Source organism: Bradyrhizobium sp. Kon37 (assembly GCF_055807535.1).
The window spans coordinates 1-2668 of record NZ_JBVVOY010000061.1 but is presented as its reverse complement, the minus strand read 5'-3'; the positions used below and the strand labels follow the sequence as shown (position 1 = coordinate 2668).

Annotated in this window: 3 protein-coding genes; all 3 read left to right on the top strand. The window is 56.0% G+C overall.

The window, feature by feature from the left end:
- Positions 1–1330, top strand: a 1330-nt coding sequence (locus AC0L3J_RS36910; RefSeq protein ID WP_473350363.1) for a phage minor head protein, incomplete at its 5' end; no start/stop codon positions are given.
- 8 nt (positions 1331–1338) lie between these two features.
- A complete protein-coding gene (locus tag AC0L3J_RS36905) occupies positions 1339–1797 on the top strand; it encodes a phage virion morphogenesis protein (RefSeq protein WP_001099886.1) in 459 nt (152 codons plus the stop codon).
- 196 nt (positions 1798–1993) lie between these two features.
- Positions 1994–2668 (top strand): phage protease (locus tag AC0L3J_RS36900; protein ID WP_473350362.1); only part of this gene is annotated, 675 nt, incomplete at its 3' end.

Genomic DNA, 2668 nt, shown 5'->3' with positions numbered 1-2668 from the left:
GGGCGTCTGGATGCCGCAGCAGACCATTGATCTGGCGTATGCCGCGCGCCTCCCGCCAAAGGAGGCTGTCGCGTATTTCCGCGCCAAAGGCTACAACATCACCTGGAACTGGTACGAACAACTGGCAGACGCGCACGCCCGCGCCTTTACCGTTGCCAAAGCCACCCGGATGGATGTCCTGACCACAATCCGTGAGGAAGTGGAGCGGGCTGTCAGTGAAGGCATCACCCGTGAGGAATTTACCCGCACACTGGCCCCCCGGCTGCAAAAACTCGGATGGTGGGGAAAACAAATCATCGTGGATGCAGAGGGAAACGCGAAGGAAATCGAACTGGGCAGTCCGCGTCGTCTGGCAACCATTTATAACGTCAATACCCGTACGGCGTATGGGGCAGGACGTTATGCGCAGATGATGAATACCGCCGATTTGTACCCGTACTGGCAGTACGTTGCCGTTATGGATGGCAGAACACGCCCGGAACATGCGCGGCTGCACAATATGGTTTTCCAGTATGACGACATTTTCTGGCAGACGCATTACCCGCCCAATGGCTGGAACTGCCGCTGTCGCGTCCGGGCGCTGTCTGCGGCCCGCATGAAAGAACTGGGGCTACAGGTCAGTTATGGTGCGTCATTCATGAATACCCGCGAAGTGGATGCCGGTACGGATGAAAGCACCGGAGAGATTTTCCGCACATCGTCAACCACGTTTGACAACGGTCGGGTAAAAATGACGCCAGATGTGGGCTGGTCATATAACCCCGGTTCGGCGGCATTTGGTACGGATCAGGCACTGATTCGAAAACTGGTGGAAGTTCGTGACGCGCAGCTGCGTGAGCAGGTTGTTCAGACGCTGAATAACAGCCGGGAGCGTCAGCTTGCTTTTTCCCTCTGGCTTAAACGCCTGGCAGGATCACGTCAGACCGGTCATGAAATCCGGGCGCTGGGGTTTATGACGGGATCCGTGGCTGAAGCCGTATATCAGCGCACCGGGAATATGCCAGCCCGTCTGCTTGTAATGAACGGGAAAAGTCTGGCGACCACTGCTGATGCCGCCCTGAAACCGGAGGATTTACAGCGTCTGCCGTCGCTGATGGCAAAACCACAGGCGGTATTGTGGGACAGGGAGAACCACCAGTTGCTGTATGTTGTGGCAACCCGTGACGGCACGGCCCGGATTGTGGTCAGAACATCACAGACAGTCGGCAGGCAGAATGACCGGGCGGATGTGCTGGTCAGTATCAGCCGCGTATCTGCACAGTCGCTTGAAGCCGCGATTGCTGACGGGATGATTGACGTACTGGAGGGGCATGTGGAGGTGAATAAGTGAGTCTTGATATGAACGTTGCCGTGGATGTGCGACGTATTCAGCTTGCGCTGGATGAACTGGGAACCGTCACACGTGACCGCGCCATTCCCCGAGTGATGGCTGCGGCGCTGCTGTCATCCACGGAACAGGCATTTGAACGGCAGGCAGACCCGGATACAGGGAAAGGCTGGGAAGCGTGGAGCGATTCGTGGCTGGCATGGCGTCAGGATCATGGTTTTGTTCCGGGCAGTATCCTTACCCTGCATGGCGATCTGGCACGCAGTATTACCACCGATTATGGACAGGATTATGCCCTGATTGGTTCGCCAAAAATTTATGCTGCCATTCATCAGTGGGGCGGTACACCCGATATGGCACCCCGCCCGGCAGGCGTTCCTGCGCGTCCTTATATGGGGCTGGATAAGACCGGGGAACAGGAAATTTTTGATGCCATCAGAAAACGCGTCAGCGCCGCTCTGAGGCAATAAACAGAATCAGGCATAAAATCAGCCGCACAGATTTTTTAAAACGCGCCACGGGATTTTTAAACCGGTATTTAACGGTGTATGAATCCCGTTTTATCTTCCTTTCACTTTCTTTCTCCAGTACTCAAATAGCATAACCCCAGATTTTCCCGCACCTCCCGCAAACTGACTGCTCACAAACCATGATGAGCAGCAGGACATGAAAAAACACGCGATTGGCATTGCCGCACTGAATGCGCTGTCCATTGACGATGACGGCTGGTGCCAGCTATTGCCTGCCGGTCATTTCAGTGCCCGTGATGGTCGTCCGTTTGATGTGACAGGCGGTCAGGGGTGGTTCATCGACGGTGAGATTGCCGGGCGTCTGGTTGAAGGCGTTCGCGCGCTCAACCAGGACGTGCTGATTGATTACGAGCATAACCAGCTACGTAAGGACAAAGGATTACCCCCGGAACAACTCGTCGCGGCTGGCTGGTTTAACGCCGATGAAATGCAGTGGCGTGAAGGTGAAGGGTTATTTATCCACCCACGCTGGACGGCGGCGGCCCAGCAGCGCATCGATGACGGCGAATTTGGTTATCTCTCTGCGGTTTTTCCGTATGACACCGCCACCGGTGCGGTGCTGCAAATCCGCCTTGCTGCGCTGACCAATGACCCCGGTGCCACCGGCATGAAAAAGCTGACCGCACTGGCGGCAGACCTTCCCGACATCCTTCAACAGGAGAACAAACCCATGAATGAAACGCTGCGCAAGCTGCTTGCGCGTCTTGGGGTGACGGTCCCCGAAAATGCAGACATCACCGATGAACAGGCAACAGCGGCACTGACCGCGCTGGACACGCTGGAAATTAATGCCGGGAAAGTGGCGGCGTTG

What these genes read in the sequence shown, in the direction of transcription:
- AC0L3J_RS36905 (WP_001099886.1), top strand. Translation starts at nt 1,339, where the DNA reads ATGAACGTTGCCGTGGATGTGCGACGTATTCAGCTTGCGCTGGATGAA.